The following is a 16594-nucleotide window of genomic DNA, read 5'->3' as shown; positions in this document are numbered from 1 at the left end:
GTGACCGCTACCCCGGACGCCAAGCCCCGGGGCACCCGGCTGCCCCGGATGGCCCGCCGTCGCCAGTTGCTGAGCGCGGCGCAGGAAGTGTTCGTGGAGAACGGCTACCACGCCGCCGCCATGGACGAGATCGCCGAGCGGGCCGGGGTCAGCAAGCCGGTGCTCTACCAGCACTTCCCGGGCAAGCTGGAACTCTATCTGGCCCTGCTGGACGTCCATGTCGACGACATGGTGACCCGCTGCCGTCAGGCGCTCGCCTCCACGACGGACAACAAGCAGCGGGTGCAGGCGGCGATCGGCGCGTTCTTCGACTTCGTGTCGAGCCAGGGCGAGGCGTTCCGGCTGGTCTTCGAATCCGACCTGCGCAACGTCGCACCGGTGCGGCAGCGGATGGAACGCTCACTGCGCGAGAGCGCCGAGGCGATCAGCCAGGTGATCCAGGAGGACACGGGCTGCTCCAGCGATGAGGCGCACCTGCTGGGCGTCGGTCTCGTCGGCATGGCCGAGGTCAGCGCTCGCTACTGGCTGAGCAGCCAGGGTTCGATCCCCAAGGAGGCGGCCACGCAGCTCATGGCGCGGCTCGCCTGGCGCGGCATCAGCGGCTTCCCACGCACCGGCTGACCCGGATCGAAGGCCCCGAACCGGCCGCCCCGGCCCGACCACCCCGGAGCGACCTTCCCGAACCGGCCGCCCCGACCCGAACCGGCCGCCTCGGATCGGTTGAAAAGGTTTCTGTTCGCTTGACGCGATCACAGAACGCGCCACGGCCCCCGGCGACGACGATGGGTATGGACCGGCCCGCGCGAAAGGGGAGCCCCATGGAAATCAAGATCGGCGTCCAGTCGGTGCATCGTGAGCTCGTGGTGGAGACCGACCTGTCGGCCGAGCAGATCGAGGAGGAGCTCCGCAAGGCACTCGCCTCCGACAAGGGCATCTTCTCGCTCACCGACACCAAGGGCCGCCGCGTCGTCGTCCCCGTGGCCTCACTCGGGTTCGTCGAGATCGGCGAGGACGAGCAGCGCACGGTGGGCTTCGGCGGCACACTCTGACCGTTCCGCACGGTCATCGGATCGCGGATCCGGGGAGCCGAAGCTCGGGAGGACACGAGTAACCGCGGCACGAGGACCGCGGCACGAGGACCGCGGCACGAGGACCGCAGACGAAGGGCCCGGCGAGAAGGGCTTCGCCGGGACCTCGGCCCCTCCCGGCACGACTCCCCGGGACGGCCGCCTCTCAGTGGCGTCGGTAGCGGCAGCCGCGTGGGCGACGGACCGGGATCCCCAGATGGGGATCGTCCCGGCCACGACTGATGGTCGGACACCCCGCGCTTCCTCTCCGTAGCACGGCGCGCGAAGTCCAGCGATTCGGCCCACATCTTGTCAAGGAACTGCCGTAGCGGCGCGAGGCCCTCATGTCTCGCACGGTACAACCGTTCGGCGCCGTTATGCCGCTCGATGAGGAGATGGATCGCCCCGGAAACGGAAAAACCCGAAATTCAGGACTCAGATTCAGGGACCGGGCTCGGGCTCAGAGTCGCCCTCAGGGACCGGGGGTCAGCCCGATCGCCGCCATCCGCTTGCCGTGCTCCTCGGTCAGCCGCGCGAAGAGCCGGCCGATCTCCGCCAGGTCCTCGCCCTCCCCGTCGCCGACCAGCAGCGTGGCGAGCTCGGGTCGGGCGGCCGCGAGCCGCTGCCCCTGGCTGAGCGCCTCCCCCACCATCCGGCGCGCCCACAACGCCAGCCGCCCGCTCAACCGGCGGTCCGCTTCGATCGCCGCACGCACCCGCTCCACCGCGAACTCGGAGCGGTCCTTGTCCGCCAGCACCTCGTCGACCAGCCCCCTGATCGCGGGTTCGGCCCGCCGCGCGATCTCCCGGTAGAAGTCCCAGGCGACGCCGGTGCCCACGTACACCTTGACCAGAGCCTCGTGCCAGTCCTTCGGCTTCGTCTGGGCATGCCAGCCGTCAATGGCCTCGACGAACGGCGCCATCGCCTCCTCCGGATCCGCCCCGAGCGACGCCAGCCGGTCACGCAGCCTCCGGAAATGGCCGTACTCCATGGCCGCCAGGTCGCCGAGCGCCGCCCTGTCGGTGAGGCTGGGCGCCAGTAGCGCGGCATCCTCCGCCATGCGCAGGAACGCGGTGAGCTCGGCGTACGCCAGCATGCCCAGGAGGTCGACGACCCCGGGAGCGGGAGCGGAATCAGTCATAGGTGTCAGGGTACGGCCGGGCCGCGCCGCCCCGGGGAACGAGACGCCCGGCGACTCCGCCGGACGGAGGGAACTTCTGGTCGAGAACACCCGGAAATCGGTTCGGGGTTGTGGTATCGAGTAGACTGGTCTCTTGAAGGTGCGACCGCATTGTGTCCGTCCCTGGGCACGTGTCGACCTGGAGCACGTGTCGATCTGAGGCCCGTGTTCCGGAGTCCCCAGAATCGGATGTCGCGGTCGCTGATGACGACGAGGGCGCGACTGTCCGCGAGGGCCCGGACCGGGATCGATCTGCCGGCCGGATGTCCCGGAGGGCCGCCCTTCGCACTGATTTAGGCAGGCGACGCTGACAACGACGTTCCGAGACCTGGGAGTCATCCCGGAGATCGCCGATGCGCTCGAGACCGAGGGCATAACTTCACCATTCCCGATTCAGGAGATGGCGCTCCCCCTGGCCCTCGCGGGTCAGGACGTCATCGGCCAGGCGCGGACCGGCACCGGCAAGACCTATGCCTTCGGCGTCCCCATGCTCCAGTTGGTCGGCAAGCCCAGGAAGAACCGCAAGAAGCCGCGCGGTCTGGTCCTGGTGCCGACCCGGGAGCTCGCCCTTCAGGTGACCGAGGACCTGGTCCTCGCCTCCGGCAAGCTCGGCTCGCGGATCCTCACCGTGTACGGCGGGCGGGCGTACGAGCCGCAGATCGAGGCGCTCAAGAGCGGTGTCGACGTCATCGTCGGCACCCCCGGGCGGCTGCTCGACCTGGTCAAGCAGAAGCACCTCGATCTCGGTCAGGTGACCATGCTCGTCCTGGACGAGGCCGACCGCATGCTCGACCTCGGTTTCCTCCCCGACATCGAGCGCATCATCAAGCTCGTTCCCGAGAAGCGGCAGACGATGCTGTTCTCGGCCACCATGCCCGGCGAGATCGTCGCGCTGTCGCGCCGCTATCTCACCCGCCCCACCAACGTGCGTGCGGGGAACGTCACGGCGGAGGCCGAGCCCACCACGCTGACGACGCAGTTCGTCTACCGCACCCACCGCATGGACAAGATCGAAATCGTTGCCCGGCTGCTCCAGAGCACCGGCAACGGGCTGACGATGGTGTTCTGCGAGACGAAGCGTGCCTGCGACATGGTCTCCGAGCAGCTGCACAGCAGGGGTTTCGCGGTGGCGGCGGTGCACGGCGATCTCGGGCAGGGGCAGCGGGAGCAGGCGCTGCGCGCGTTCCGCAACGGCAAGATCAACGTGCTGGTCGCGACCGACGTCGCCGCACGCGGCATCGACATCGACGACGTCACCCACGTGGTCAACTACGACTGTCCCCAGGACGAGAAGACCTACGTCCACCGCATCGGCCGTACCGGCCGGGCCGGACGCACCGGCGTGGCGGTGACCTTCGTCGAGTGGACCGAGCTGACCCGCTGGAAGGTCATCAACAACGCGCTCGGGCTGGATTTCCCCGAGCCGGTCGAGACCTACTCCAGCTCGCCCCACCTCTACACCGATCTCGGCATCCCCGAGGGGACCAGGGGCGTCCTGCCCCGGGCCAGCCGCTCCCGTGCCGGACTCGAGGCGGAGGACCTCGAGGATCTCGGCGAGACCGGTCGTACGCGCTCGCGGGACCGGGCGGACCGGCGTGGCCGGACGGAGCGGGAGGAGCGCCGCGAGCGTCCCGCCCGCACCCGGGAGCGTCGCCGCACCCGCGGCGGGCGCCCGCAGGAGGCGGACGCCACGGCGGAGCGGCAGAGCACGCTCACGCCGGAGGCGCCCGATCTCGACGAGGCGACGGTGGAGACGGCGGCGGGCAGGCGCAGCCGCAGGGGCGCCAACGCGGCCGCGCTCAGCGACGCGCTGGCCGAGGTCGGCCCCGCCGTGCCCGAGGCGGACGCTCCCGCGGCCGTCGGCGGCACGACAGACGACGCCCACCCCTCCGACGACACGGCGTATGACAGCGCAGCGTATGACGACGGCGCGGGAGACGACATCGAGGCGGACGAGGACGCGACCGGCGAACCGCCGGCGGCCCGGCGGCCCGAGCCGGAGCGGATCATCCCGCCCAGCCCGTTCGTCGTGGTGTTCAAGTCTCCCGACCTGGCGACCGACGACGACGATCTCGCCCCCTCGGCGGCGACCGAGCGAATCAACCAGCAGCAGCAGCGGCGGCGTTCGAACCGATCCCAGACTCGCCGCACCAGGTGACGGACATCGCGAGGGGCCGGCCGCGGGGGTGACCGGCCCAACGCCGGACAGGGAATGGACGGGTGCCGGATCGTAACCTCCGAAAGGGTTTCGCCGGTGCCCGTACGGCCTTCTCTCGGTATCGTGATGCCACGTGAGTGCACGAGTCCGCAGCAGACGGTCCAGGAGACGGGTCGCCGGCCCGTCGGCCGAAGGGCTCCCTGACGGGAAGGAGGTCTCGTGAGCACGCCACGATTCCTGGCTCTCCCCCCGGGCGTCAGCACGCGGCAGATCGAGACTCCGGTCGGCTCGTTCGCCGCCCTGGAGGCCCGGCCCGTCAGCGGTGTCGCCGAACGCTGGCCCGCCTTACTCGTACCGGGATTCACCGGGAGTAAAGAAGACTTCATCTCGGTCCTGCAGACGCTCGCCCAGGCGGGACGCCGGGTCATCGCGATCGACATGCGCGGGCAGTACGAAACCCAGGGCCTCGATGATCCGCGGGCGTACACCTGTGCGGCCCTGGGAGCCGACGTCGGCGCGATCGCCACGGCGGTGGGACAGGGAGACCCGGTCCACCTGCTCGGCCATTCGTTCGGCGGTCTGGTCGCCCGGGAGGCCGTTCTGACGGGCATGACGCGGCCGGCCTCGCTCACGTTGATGAGCTCGGGCCCGGCGGCCATCATCGGTCCACGGGAGCAGGTCGGCCGGGTGATGCTGGCCGAACTGCCCGAGTACGGCATCGACTACATCTGGACCAACCGGCTCGAACCCGAGGCGCTCCAGGCAGGGGTTTCCGACGAGATCGTGTCCTTCCTGCGCAAGCGACTGCTGGCCAATCACCCACTCGGCCTCCAGGTGATGGCCGAGGAGGTGCTGAACGCGCCCGACCGCGTGGCCGAACTGGTCGGGCACGACCTCGACGTCCTGGTCCTGTACGGCGAACACGACGACGGCTGGCCGCCGCTGCTGCAGGCGGAGATGGCGCACCGGCTCGACGCCGAGTGCGTGGTGGTCCCGGGTGCGGTCCACTCTCCCGCCGTGGAGGCCCCCGAGACAACGGCGGCGGCGCTCAACCGGTTCTGGAACATGGCGGAGAGCCGTCTGCTCCAGCCGCAGCACATGTGACGGAAGCGCCGGCGGGGGCAGCGCCACCGGATCACTCGTCGCCGAGGCCATCCCAGGGGAGACGCTCCGGCGCCGCGGCCTGCCCCTCGGCGCAGTGCCGGCGGAAGTCGCACCAGGAGCACAGCGGTCCGGGTCTCGGCGGGAACAGCTCGTCGATCTCGGGTGGCGGCGTCTTCGCCGCGGCGACGCCACGATCCGCCGACCGGCGACCGCCCCTGCCCTGTCCGCCCGCCCAGGCGCGGTAGGCGTCGTCGGCCGCTGCCGCCTCCTGGGCGATCTCCTCGGCCCGGCGCAGGTGGCGGCCCAGCGACTCGTCGGTGTGCTCCCACTCGATGACGGCGCCCGTCGGAACGTGATGGAGCTCCACCCGGCGGCAGGTCCGGTGCATCATGCGCGTCGCGGCGATCGCGTAGACGGCCAGCGCGATCGAGGACCTGGCGTCCTCCGTGGTCAGCGGGCGTCTGCCGGTCTTGTAGTCCACGACGACCAGTTCGTCACCCCGGCGGTCGAGCCGGTCCACCCGCCCGGACACCGCGATGACGGCCGTCCTCGTGGCGACGACACGTTCGACGCCGATGGGCTCGTCGGAGGGGTCGAGGGTCGAGGCGTACCCGGACACCATGTCACGGGCCCGGTCCCGCCATAACGCCGACTGCTCGGCGTCCCGGAAGCCCTCGCCGATCCAGCCGTTCGTGAGGAGGATGGCCGCCATGAGCGGGGTGCGCCGCTCGTACGGCTCCCGCCACCAGGCGGCCAGCGCGTTGTGGACCGAGGCTCCCAGGCTGTTGTGCGCCCAGGCCGGCCCCTTGGGCGGCGCCGGCCGGTCGAGATAGGTGAAGCGATAACGCCGCGCGCAGTCCAGCCACGAGTTCAGCCGCGACGGCGTACAGCTGTAAAGCCGCCGCGGCATTCCGTCGAGGCCGAGCTGCTCCATGACCGATCCGCCCGATCCCTGTCCCTCGCGCCGCCTCCGCTAGTCGTCGAGGTTCAGCTTGATGCCGGCCGCGCTCTTGCCGTCCAGCAGTGGCGTCGTCTCGGGCTCGCTCTCGTCCGCCCCGGTGAGCGATCCCGACAGCCACTGGTCGAACTGGGGCTCTAGATCACCGATGAGACATTCCTCGCCGTGCGCGGGCAGCACACGCGTCTCGTGCGGCAGCGTGAACAGCCGTTCGCCGATCGCGGTGAGCTGGTCGGCGAGCGCGGGGTACTCCCCGCCGAGCTTACCCGGACCATCGGCGAGCAGCGTCTTCCCGGTGAAGACCGCGCCCAGCTCCTCGCAGTAGAGCGACACGCCTCCGGCGGTCACCCCCGGCGTGGTCAGGACCTCGAGCTCGACACCGGCGACGGCGAACAGGCCCTCGTCCTCCATCTCGATGTCGGGCCAGGTCTCCTCCCAGGTCTGCCGCCACAGGCGCCTGTCCTTGGGATGCACCGCGACGACCGCCTCGTCCTTGGCGGCCGTCTCGATGGCGCCCCCGACGTGGTCGGGCAGGCCATGGGTGCAGATGACCGCGAGGACCTCCCGGTCGCCCACCTTCTCGAGGATCTTCTCCGCGTCCCGTGCGGGGTCGATCACGATGACCTCGTCGTCGTCACCGATGATCCAGGTGTTGTTCTCGACCTTGTGCTCGACGCCCTCGATCTCCACCGGGCCCGAGGTCACGACTCGTTCGATGCGCGCTGTCACGGCTCAGAACCTTACTACCGTTCCGGCCTCAGAGAGTGTCGCCGTCGAGACGTGGTGAGAAGGCGCCGAACGGCAGATCGAGCGCCTGATCGTGGTCTCGCAGGTCTCGGAGCGTCAGGTTGGCCAGTGCGACGAAGCACCCGACCTCGGCGGGCCAGACGATCGCCCACAACCAGTTGCCGAGCGCCTCCCCGACGTAGACGGCCCGATCCTCCGGCACTTCGCCGGCACACCACAGGGCCGTCGGGTGACCCCGTACATCGATCTTCGCGTGCGGCGGACCGGCGTCGAAGCCGACGCCGGGATCAGGGCCCGGCAGTCCGGCGAAGGCGGCTCCGAGCCCCACCCCGGGTTCCTCGGCGATGACCAGCATGTCCGCAGGACCGGAAGTGATCGACGGGCCGGTCAGCGCGACCACGCTCGCCCGCACCCCGCTGCGCTCGTCCCCCACCTCGGCGAAACCGGTGACCAGCCAGCCCACGGGCAGTGGCCAGGGAATCCAGACGGGGACCCGGGCGGCCTGCCGGATGGCCTCGGCCGCGGCCTCGGACGGGCGCCGGGGAGGCTGCAACGGCAGCACGTCACCGTGCGCGGCGCAACGCCAGGCGCTGGACCAGACGCTCGGTTCGTGCAGCGGCCCGAAGCACCGCGGGCAGGCAGGCGCGGTTCTCACAAGTATTCACGGTGCTTCGGAGACACGCCCAACGTCAAGGCTTTTCCCGTTATCTAGTCGTAATCTTGGGCATGTGCGGTTCATCAGATGCGTGGGGGCGATCGTCCTGGACGACAGCGGTCGCCTGCTGCTGGTCCGCCGCGGCCACCCACCGGCGCAGGGCAGCTGGTCGCTGCCCGGCGGGCGGGTCGAGCCGGGCGAGACCGACGTCGAGGCGGTCCGGCGCGAGCTTCGCGAGGAGACCGGCCTCGATGTCGTCGTGGACAGGTGGGCGGGCGCCGTCGAACGTCCCGGGCCCGGAGGCGTCACCTACGAGATCCACGACTACGTCGCGACGGCCGATCCGCCGGGCCCGCTCTCTCCCGGTGACGACGCTGCGGACGCGCGCTGGTGCGAGCGCGCCGATCTCGTACGGCTCCCGCTGACGAGCGGCCTCCTCGACGCCCTGTCCGAATGGGGCGTGCTGCCGGGCCACGCGGAGGACGGCGGGCTCACCGATCCTCCCCGGTCACCCGGCTGCGCCAGACCGTGAGGTGATCGCCGGTTCTGGCGGGGGATCTGCCGATGGCCACCACCGCTTCGCCCGACACCGCGACCGTGCCGAGCCACTGAGCCCCCGGTCCGCCGAGCGGCCGGGCGCCCGATCCGCTCGAACCGTCAGAGGTGAGCGTGCTGCGGGTCCACCCGAGGCCGTCCCCGGAGATCCACGCGGCGCTGTCACCCTCGGCCGCCGGGCCGTACGATCCGACCGCCACCAGCCCGCCGCGGGTCGCGGTGACGTCGAACACGGTCGCTCCCGCCTCCGCCGGCAGGCTGCCGTACTCCCATTCCATGCCGCCGTCGCCCGCCTCGCCGGTCACGGCGGCCGAGGCCGACGCCGAGTCGGCACGCGCGGAGAACGGCCGGGGGCCCTCGCCGGTGACGGCGACGCCGATCACCACGACGTCCCCGGACTCGGTGGTCACGACGTGGCGCAGCCCGGCCGACCGGGCGCCCTGCGGGAGCACCCTGCCGCGAGAGGTCCAGTTGAGACCGTCGGGGGAGACCCACACGACGCCCGCCTCCCGGTCGGCCGTGCCCGCTCCGCCCACGGCGACGAAGCCGTACGACATGGCGGCGACGTCGGCGATGCGCACCCCGGCGCCTCCGGCGGGCATCCGCGCGGGCGGCACGCGGGTGAACCGCTTCAGGTCGGGGCTGAACCACAGGGCGGGCACCATTCCGGCCGAGCCGTGGTCCTCACCCGCGAGGACGTATCCCTTCTGACCCGCCGCCACGACACGCGGCGCGAGCAGGAAATGGCCGGGATCGACCTTGAGCGTGGGGCCGGGACGCCACGTCGTGCCGTCGGCCGAGGTCACCAGCAGCGGCCGGGTCACCGCCGGATCCGTCGTGGCGCCGCCGACCGCCAGCCAGCCGTACGGGCCGTGTGTCACCCCGCTCAGGGCCTGCCGTCCCGGGCCGCCGAGCAGGTCGGCGGAGCCGGCCTCCGTCCAGCTCGCCCCGCCGTCATCGCTCGTCCAGATCGCCGCGTCGCCGTTCGCCGACCCCACCGCCACGAACACGCCGCCGGCCGCGGCGATGTCCACCGGTTCCCGGACCGTCCGGTCGAGCCCGGCGATCTCCCCCAGTGGCACGGGCCTGGCCGCCCCGCCCTTCCGGACCGTGATCAGGACGGGCAGGTTCTCGACGTCGCCCGGGCCGCGTTCGTCCCCGCTCGCCACCAGCAGGCCGCCGTCGGTGATGGTCAGCCCGCGCAGCGTGCCGGGGATCTCCCCCAGGTTCGCACCCCTGGTCCAGCGGTGTCCGTCCGTGCTGGTGTAGACGGCGTACTTCTCCCAGGCGTACTCGACGACGGCGGCGACTCCGGCGGCGGACGAGGTGAGACCCCGCACGCCGGTCCCGTCCGGGCCCAGCCGTCCGATCTTCCCGCACCGGCTCCACCGGACACCGTCGCGCGAGCAGTGCGCGCGTACGTCCCCGGACGCCGGCTTCTGCCGGATCGGGACCAGCAGGAAGCCCTTCTTCGTCGTGGTGAGCGTCCCGGGCTCCGGGCGGACGCCGGGGAGGGCTCCGGTCGTACGGCGCCAGCTGCGGCCTCCGTCGTCCGAGTGGAGGACGACCGGGCCCCGGTCGGCGTTCGAGGCCGGTTCCGCCAGCGCCACCACCCTGTCTCCCCTGGCGGCCACCGCCCGGATCCCCCGCGCCATGCGACCCGAGCCGAGCCGGTCGGCGTCCACCCTGGTCCAGCTCGTGCCGTCGGGCGACACCCAGGCCACCGGGCCGGCCGTGCCGTCGCTCAGCACGGTGACCCCGACGGCGAGGAAGCCGGTCGCGGTCCGCGTCACATCGGTGATCCTGTCCTGACTCCAGAACTCGGTCAGCCGGTCGGCGCCCACGGCCGTCCAGGATCTGCCGTCTGAGGAGACCCACATCCCGCGTGCGGCCGCCGGGTTCGCCCAGCCGCCCTGACCGGCCGAGCGACCGGACGGCTCGGCCGGCCCGCCCGCCCGGCCCGGAACGTCCGTGCCCACCGCCAGCCACCGGCCCGCGCCCCCGGCCAACCGGCCGACCGCCCCGGCGGCCGGCTCATATCCGGCGGAGCCTCCCTCGAAGCCCGTGATCCTGCCCAGCTCCCAGTGTCCGCCGCCGTCGGCGGAGACGAGGAACAGCGGCTTCGGGACGGGGCCCGTGGTGTCGCTGCCCGCCGCCACGATCGTCGAGCCCGCCGAGGCGATGGCGTTGAGCACCTGGCTGGAGCCGCTGCCGGACAGGCCGGGCGCCGTGAAAGCGGCATCGGCGGAACGGCCCTCCCCCGCCGCCAGCGTGAGCCCGGCACCGTCGGGACCGCCGACGCGGTTGACCACCACCACGCCGAGTGCCGCGGCCACCAGCAGGACCGCCGCCACCACGAGGGGACGACGCCTCGGCCCCGGCCTGCCGCCGGAACCCCACACCGGATGCGGCGCCGTACGGCCTCGGCGGCCGGGCGGCTCGATCGGCTCGTCGCCGGACCCTCCGGTGTCATCGGGACCCTCGCCCGTGCCCTCCCAGGACGTCCGCTCCGGTTCTTCCGCACTCCCCCACGGTGATGTCCGCGGAGTCGGCCACGGCGACTCGTCCCGCACCGGTGGCCGATCCTGCGCCGAGAGCCCGCCCTCCGTCGGCGGCCGGCCCTGCGATGCCCGCGGCCTCCGCCCGGAGGCCACCAACTTGTCCGGCCGCGTCACCAGGCGTCGCCTCTTCCCGGGCGCCCCGGTCCCGGTCCCGGTTTCGGTTTGGCGCGCCGGGTCCGGCGTGCGGCCGTGGCCCGACTCCGGCTGAGCCCGTCCCGATTGGGCCATGCCGTACGGCGCGGCGTACGGACTGCGCCCCGTCCTGTGCCCGGACGGACGGGCGGGATTCGGCCGCGGCGCCCACGCGTCCGGTTCGAGGCCATCGGGCCATCCGCCGTCCTGTGTCCCACCCGGGTCCGTCCCACCGGGATCCGTCCCACCGGGATCATGGGCCGTGCCGTGCTCCCGCATGCCTCCGAGTCCCTGAATTCCCTCGGGCTCCCGGCTCCCCGCCGACCCCCAGATCCCCTTCAGCTCGCGGATCCCCTCGAACTCTTCGGTCTCGGCGAGAGGCCACCGCGACGGTTCCGCACCCGCCGCCGGCTCCGGGCCCTCCGGTAAGGGAGCGGCGAACGGCGGTGACGCCCAGGGGGACGGAGCCGGGGGCTCGTGATGCAGCGTCGGCGGCGCCTGGGGACGCTCACCGGCCGCCGGAGGTGACGTCCTGTGATCGTCGCCCTCGGCGGGCGGACGGTCAGGCTCGTGGGGGCCGCCCGGGGTCACGTTCAGTACCTCCTGGGGGGTGTGCCGGGCCGTTTCACCGGGGGTGAGGCGAGGCGAACGTGATCACTGTGATACCCGAACACCAATCCAGAGCACCACGGGAACGTCGCCTCGACCAGACCTCCACGGTCAGATTTATCTAGAGAGGGCCTGAATTGCCCTCTTTCGGGCGATTACTACGACCGCGGCGCCGTACACCGCGAACTGCACAACGGTGCCGACGACGGACTGCCAGGGCAGCTCACCCTGTTGGAGTGCGTTGTTCAGATCTCCCGACGCGGCGACGACGCCGAACGCCGCGACGTTGTTCGTCGCGTGCAGCGCGATGGCCGCCTCCAGCCCACCGGTGAGGATCGCCAGCCACCCCATCAGCACCCCGAACCCGAAGACGTACGCGATCCCCCAGTCGGTGTAACCGTGCAAGGTGGCGAAGGCCCCCGCGCCCAGCAGAATGCCAGGCCAGGGATTGCGCAGATAAGCGCCGAAGGCCTGGATGACCCACCCGCGGAACATGTACTCCTCGGCCGCGGACTGGAAGGGCACGAGCACCAAGATGACCGCCATCGCGGGCAGGAACGCCTCCCAGCCGGCCCAGCGGTACGCCGGGTCCACCCCGGTGAGCAGCAGTGTCGCCACCTCGGCGAGCTGGCCGAGCACGACGGCCGCGACCGCGATGAGCACGCAGCGGGCCAGCCAGCCCCAGCGAAGCCGGCCGACGACCGACGAGAGCGTCCCCGCCGGGCGACGCTGGATCGCCCACGCCACGCCGTACACCACCGGAATGGCCAGCGCGATCACGGTGAGATGGAAGCCGAGGTCGAGGAGGGGATCGACGAACATCCGGTCCCCGCTCATCACGAGGGGGAGGCGCGCCAGGGCCGCGACCGTCCACGCCGCCATGACGATCCCGAACGAGATGACCAGGAAACCGCCCACCCCGGCCAGCGTGCCGAGGATCGGCCGCCACCAGCGGTGCAGCGGTGTGCGGGCCAGTTGGTCGTACCGCACGGCCGGCGGGGGCGGCATGGCCCATGGCATGCGAGCGGGCGGCGGCCACTGGTAGGGCGGCGGGTGCATCCACCGTTCATACCCCACTCGGCGGGTCACTCACGACCGGCGGCGGGGGTGACGGCGCCTACGCGGACGGGGGCGGGACGAAGACGGTGGTGCGCGCGAGGCCGGCGGCCCTGCCCTTGGCGGCCACGACCAGGGCCATCTTGCGGGACGCCTCGTCGATCATCTCGTCGCCGAGCATCGCGGCGCCCCGCTTCTCGACCGTCGTGTGGTACTCGTACGCCTCGAGGATCATCTCCGCGTGGTCGTAATCCCGCTGGGAGGGCGAGAAGACCTCGTTGACCACGTCCACCTGGCCGGGATGCAGCACCCACTTGCCGTCGAAGCCCAGCGCCGCCGATCGGCCGGCCACCCCGCGCAGTCCGTCGAGATCGCGGATCTGCAGATACGGCCCGTCGATCGCCTGCAGATCGTGTGCCCTGGCCGCCATCAGGATCCGCATCAGGACGTAGTGGTAGGCATCGCCCTCGCCGTACCCCGGCGGCTGCTCGCCGACGACCAGCGTCCGCATGCCGATCGAGGCCATGAAGTCCGCCGGGCCGAACACCAGCGCCTCCAGGCGCGGCGAGGCGGCGGCGATGGCGTCCACGTTGACGAGCCCCGCGGCGTTCTCGATCTGGGCCTCGATCCCGATGCCGCCCTCGGGCAGCCCGGTCGCCCGCTCGATCTGGCTCAGCAGCGTGTCCAGCCAGACCACGTGCGAGGCGTCGGCGACCTTCGGCAGCAGCACGCAGTCGAGCCGGTCGCCGGCGCCCTCCACGATCTCGATGACGTCGCGGTAGGTCCACCGCGTGGTCAGGTCGTTCACGCGGACGGCGACGATCCTGCCGGTCCAGCCGCCCTCGCGCAGCGCGCCGACGACGTTCTTACGCGCCGCCTCCTTCGCATCGGGCGCGACCGCGTCCTCAAGATCGAGGAAGATCTCGTCGGTCGCCAGCCCGCGGGACTTCTCGATGAAGCGGGGATTGCTGCCCGGCACCGCCAGGCAGGAACGTCGAGCACGCATGGGCTCCACGCTAGCGATGTCCTCCCGGCTCCGGCCGGCGGGGTCGATCTGACACACGCTTGGTAGAACTGCTACAAGTGTTTCCGGCCGGGCGTCCGGTATGGCCCGGCCCCGGCTATCGGATCCCTACAAATCACATCAGATGTTCTTGGTCCTCTGCTCGTACGGCTCCCGCCACGGCTCGGCCAAGAATGGTCAACGGTAGAAGCCGTCTCCGTGCCGTGCGGGCCAGGAAAGGGCACCGGCCGGGCCGCGGAGACGACCGCGCAGTCGTGTTAGGAGTGATCGATGGCCAACGCCACCGCCACCGCGGGGGTCCGCCCCGCCGTGCTGTCCGACCTCATCCCCGCCGTTCCCGGCAGCACCGCCGCACGCGTGCGCGACGCCGTACTCGTCGTGGCCGGTGCGGGACTCACCGGCCTGGCCGCGCAGATCAGCGTGCCGCTCCCCGGCGGGCTCGTTCCCGTGACCGGTCAGACGTTCGCCGTGGTCCTGGTCGGCGCCGCCCTCGGCATGAACCGCGCATTCCTCAGCATGCTCCTCTACATGGCGGTCGGGGCGGCCGGAGTCCCATGGTTCGCCGGGGGCGCGAGCGGGCTGGGCGGTGCGACGTTCGGCTATGTGCTCGGCTTCATCGCAGCGGCGTCGCTCGTCGGGTGGCTCGCACAGCGCGGCGGCGACCGTACGGTGGCCCGCACGGTCGGCACGATGGTCCTGGGCAACCTGGTCATCTACGCCTTCGGCCTGCCGGTGCTCGTGGCGGTGACCGGCCTCGACCTCGGGACCGCGCTGGTGGAGGGAGCCGGCAAGTTCGTACTCGGCGACCTCCTCAAGATCGCCGTGGCCGCCGGCCTGCTCCCCGCGGCCTGGAAGCTCGCCAACCGCTGATCCCCAGGAAAAAGAGAGAGATGCCGTGATCTTGCGAATTCTCGCACGCATCCCCTCCGACCTGCCCATTCCCATTTCGTGATCTTGCAGAAATATATCGATCAGCGACTCGACCTGCGCGAACTCCCTCCGTGACCTTGCAGTTACAAGATCACGGAGGGAGTTCGCGCAGGTCAGCAGCATCAGCTGCGAGTTTCTGCAAGATCACAAAAGTTGTTCATGCAGGTCAAAGATGCTTGTTGCGAGTATTCGCAAGATCACGGGGGGGGGTTGCTTGAGACGGCGTGAGAGGCTGAGGGCATGAGCCTGGGGCTGATCGAAGAGGGCGCGAAGAAGTCGAGCGTGCTGTGGATCGCACTCCCGTCCGGGCCGCGGCTGGCCTGGCACATGTGGCACGAAGGGGCGATCTACGTGGTGACCGGCGGCGGGGAGCAGCCCCTTCCCGGGTTGACCGAGTCGCCGGAGGTCGAGATCACCCTCCGGAGCAAGGACAACGGCGCAGAACTCGTCCGTTTCCCCGCCTCCGTCGAGGTCGTCGACCAGGCGGCGGCCGGGGAGACGGTGGCGGCACTGGCCAAGGAACGGCTCAACGCCCACGACGCCGCCGGGCTGATCGACCGCTGGGCCGCACAGTCCGTCGTCGTACGGCTCACGCCCCGCCCCGCATAGCAGCGTTCGATCAGTTTCAAAAAGTCACTCACTCCCGGCCGCCGTCACGCTGTGCCGTACGGTCACGGCGGCCGTTCCAGGGTGAGTGGATCAGTGCTTGATCGGGGAGAGGTCGAGCTTGCGGCCCTTGAGGCTGCCGCCCGGCTTCTTGCCGAGTTCGGCCGCGATGCGGCGCAGTTCGGCCGCCGCCGGCGCGTCGGGGTCGGTCAGGACGAGCGGCTTGCCCTCGTCGCCGCCCTCGCGCAGCCGCAGGTCGATCGGCACCTGGCCGAGCAGCGGCACACGGGCGCCGAGCGTCCGGGTCAGCGCGTCGGCCACGGTCTGGCCGCCGCCCTCGCCGAAGACCGCGATCCGCTCGTCGCAGTGCGGGCAGGGCAGCCATGCCATGTTCTCGATGACGCCGGCGATCTGCTGGTGGGTCTGGGCGGCGATCGACCCGGCCCGCTCTGCCACCTCGGCGGCGGCCTGCTGCGGGGTCGTCACGACGAGGATCTCCGCCGTCGGCATCCGCTGGGCCACCGAGATCGCGATGTCCCCGGTGCCGGGCGGCAGGTCCAGCAGCAGCACGTCCAGGTCGCCCCAGAAGACGTCGGTGAGGAACTGGTAGAGCGCCCGGTCGAGCATCGGGCCGCGCCAGACAACCGGCGTGTTCCCCTCGGGCTTGAACATCCCGACCGAGATCACCTTGATGTCATGCGCGACCGGCGGCATGATCATGTCTTCGACCTTGGTGGGCCGGTCGCCGACGCCGAGCATGCGCGGCACCGAGTGACCGTAGATGTCGGCGTCCACGATGCCGACCTTGAGGCCCGATGAGGCCATGGCCGCTGCGAGGTTGACGGTGACGGACGACTTGCCGACGCCGCCCTTGCCGCTGGCCACCGCGAAGACCCGGGTCAGCGAGCTCGCCTTGGCGAAGGGATTCTCCTTCTCCGGGCCGCGGTCGCCGCGGAGTTTGGTCTGCAGCTCCTTGCGCTGCTCGGGGCTCATGACGTCCAGGTCCACGTGCACCCGGGTCACGCCCTCCACGGCGGAGACGGCCGAGGTGACGTCGCGCGTGATCGTGTCCTTCAACGGACAGCCGGCGATCGTGAGGTAGACGCCGACGCGCACCACCCCGTCCGGGGAGATGTCGACGCTCTTGACCATGCCGAGGTCGGTGATCGGTCGGCGGATCTCAGGATCGATGACGGTTGCGAGCGCAGCCCTGACCAGTTCTGGGGATGGTGCCATGAATCCATGCTATGGA

The 16594-nt window shown here is 71.3% G+C and carries 15 protein-coding genes; 7 read left to right on the top strand and 8 right to left on the bottom strand.

The genetic code is table 11. From position 1 onward, the window contains the following. Together AP234_RS17400 and AP234_RS17395 are read left to right on the top strand one after the other, a co-directional pair. Positions 1-621: a TetR/AcrR family transcriptional regulator gene (locus AP234_RS17400; protein ID WP_083502188.1), complete on the top strand. Its 621-nt coding sequence runs from the start codon at positions 1-3 to the stop codon at positions 619-621. Between the two features lie 197 nt (positions 622-818). Then, entirely contained in the window at positions 819-1049 is a 231-nt protein-coding gene (locus AP234_RS17395; protein WP_055480694.1) for a DUF3107 domain-containing protein, read from the top strand. 490 nt (positions 1050-1539) lie between these two features. Here AP234_RS17395 and AP234_RS17390 read toward each other — a convergent pair whose 3' ends face one another. Further along, positions 1540-2208, bottom strand: coding sequence for a ferritin-like fold-containing protein (locus AP234_RS17390; RefSeq protein ID WP_055480693.1), 669 nt, complete (start codon positions 2206-2208; stop codon positions 1540-1542). 439 nt (positions 2209-2647) lie between these two features. Here AP234_RS17390 and AP234_RS17385 point away from each other — a divergent pair, with 439 nt between their 5' ends. Next, positions 2648-4405 carry a DEAD/DEAH box helicase gene (locus AP234_RS17385; protein ID WP_200926561.1) on the top strand — a complete coding sequence of 586 codons (1758 nt, stop codon included), beginning with the start codon at positions 2648-2650 and terminating at the stop codon, positions 4403-4405. A 219-nt stretch (positions 4406-4624) separates the two neighbouring features. Then, the gene (locus AP234_RS17380) at positions 4625-5509 is read left to right on the top strand and encodes an alpha/beta fold hydrolase (RefSeq protein ID WP_055480691.1); all 885 of its coding nucleotides are present in this window, start codon (positions 4625-4627) and stop codon (positions 5507-5509) included. Between the two features lie 31 nt (positions 5510-5540). Here the strand turns inward: AP234_RS17380 and AP234_RS17375 are convergent, their stop codons facing one another. From AP234_RS17375 to AP234_RS17365, 3 genes are read right to left on the bottom strand one after another with little or no spacing between them, the layout of a single operon-like run. Further along, positions 5541-6443 carry a RecB family exonuclease gene (locus AP234_RS17375; protein WP_055480690.1) on the bottom strand — a complete coding sequence of 301 codons (903 nt, stop codon included), beginning with the start codon at positions 6441-6443 and terminating at the stop codon, positions 5541-5543. A gap of 39 nt (positions 6444-6482) precedes the next feature. Then, positions 6483-7196: an MBL fold metallo-hydrolase gene (locus tag AP234_RS17370; RefSeq protein WP_055480689.1), complete on the bottom strand. Its 714-nt coding sequence runs from the start codon at positions 7194-7196 to the stop codon at positions 6483-6485. Positions 7197-7224: 28 nt separating this feature from the next. Further along, positions 7225-7869, bottom strand: a complete 645-nt coding sequence (locus AP234_RS17365; protein ID WP_055480688.1) for a DUF6758 family protein — start codon at positions 7867-7869, stop codon at positions 7225-7227. A gap of 73 nt (positions 7870-7942) precedes the next feature. Between AP234_RS17365 and AP234_RS17360 the strand changes: the two genes are divergently transcribed. Continuing rightward, on the top strand, positions 7943-8401 hold the full coding sequence (locus AP234_RS17360; protein WP_063842965.1) for an NUDIX domain-containing protein: 459 nt from the start codon (positions 7943-7945) through the stop codon (positions 8399-8401). On the opposite strand, the gene AP234_RS17355 is transcribed toward AP234_RS17360, so the two are convergent. The 3 genes from AP234_RS17355 to AP234_RS17345 form a co-directional block, all read right to left on the bottom strand. After that, positions 8361-10997, bottom strand: coding sequence for a hypothetical protein (locus AP234_RS17355; protein WP_160330459.1), 2637 nt, complete (start codon positions 10995-10997; stop codon positions 8361-8363). The genes AP234_RS17360 and AP234_RS17355 overlap by 41 nt on opposite strands. An 846-nt stretch (positions 10998-11843) precedes the next feature. Further along, a complete protein-coding gene (locus tag AP234_RS17350; protein ID WP_055480686.1) occupies positions 11844-12785 on the bottom strand; it encodes a CPBP family intramembrane glutamic endopeptidase in 942 nt (313 codons plus the stop codon). A 58-nt stretch (positions 12786-12843) separates the two neighbouring features. After that, positions 12844-13788, bottom strand: coding sequence for an HpcH/HpaI aldolase/citrate lyase family protein (locus AP234_RS17345; RefSeq protein WP_055480685.1), 945 nt, complete (start codon positions 13786-13788; stop codon positions 12844-12846). Between the two features lie 288 nt (positions 13789-14076). On the opposite strand from AP234_RS17345, the gene AP234_RS17340 reads away from it, so the two are divergent. After that, on the top strand, positions 14077-14676 hold the full coding sequence (locus AP234_RS17340; RefSeq protein WP_055480684.1) for a biotin transporter BioY: 600 nt from the start codon (positions 14077-14079) through the stop codon (positions 14674-14676). 300 nt (positions 14677-14976) lie between these two features. Further along, positions 14977-15345 (top strand): hypothetical protein, encoded by a 369-nt coding sequence (locus tag AP234_RS17335; RefSeq protein WP_200926560.1) that lies wholly within the window; start codon positions 14977-14979, stop codon positions 15343-15345. Between the two features lie 90 nt (positions 15346-15435). Here AP234_RS17335 and AP234_RS17330 read toward each other — a convergent pair whose 3' ends face one another. Next, on the bottom strand, positions 15436-16578 hold the full coding sequence (locus AP234_RS17330) for an Mrp/NBP35 family ATP-binding protein (RefSeq protein WP_055480683.1): 1143 nt from the start codon (positions 16576-16578) through the stop codon (positions 15436-15438). Between the last annotated feature and the right edge of the window lie 16 nt (positions 16579-16594).

It is taken from the genome of Sphaerimonospora mesophila (assembly GCF_001417795.1).
Taxonomy (GTDB): domain Bacteria; phylum Actinomycetota; class Actinomycetes; order Streptosporangiales; family Streptosporangiaceae; genus Sphaerimonospora; species Sphaerimonospora mesophila.
Note: the sequence above shows the minus strand (reverse complement) of the source record. Positions and strands in the feature narration are given on the sequence as shown.